The sequence below is a fragment of the Clostridioides sp. ZZV14-6387 genome (assembly GCF_020657835.1).
Classification (GTDB): domain Bacteria; phylum Bacillota; class Clostridia; order Peptostreptococcales; family Peptostreptococcaceae; genus Clostridioides; species Clostridioides difficile_A.
In genome coordinates this window covers 1-448 of record NZ_JAGWCW010000098.1, presented here as the reverse complement: position 1 = coordinate 448, position 448 = coordinate 1, and the positions used below count along the sequence as shown (strand labels likewise).

Here is a 448-nt window from a genome sequence, read left to right as displayed (position 1 = left end):
AAGGGAGGAAATTCAAAATGGCTAAAGCTAAATACGAAAGAACAAAACCTCATGTTAATATAGGTACAATAGGACACGTTGACCACGGTAAAACTACATTAACAGCAGCAATAACAAAAACATTATATGACAGATATCAATTAGGAGAAGCAGTAGATTTCGCAAACATAGATAAAGCTCCAGAAGAAAGAGAAAGAGGAATCACAATATCAACAGCACACGTTGAGTATGAAACTCCAAACAGACACTACGCACACGTTGACTGCCCAGGACATGCTGACTACGTTAAGAACATGATAACAGGAGCAGCACAAATGGACGGAGCAATATTAGTTTGTTCAGCAACAGATGGACCAATGCCACAAACAAGAGAGCATATACTATTATCAAGACAAGTTGGTGTACCATATATAGTAGTATTCTTAAACAAATGTGACATGGTAGATGA

Annotated in this window: 1 protein-coding gene; it reads left to right on the top strand. The window is 37.5% G+C overall.

The window, feature by feature from the left end:
- Positions 1 to 17: 17 nt before the first annotated feature.
- Positions 18 to 448: GTP-binding protein (locus KGF38_RS20040; protein ID WP_142797452.1), on the top strand; the 431-nt coding region annotated here is incomplete at its 3' end.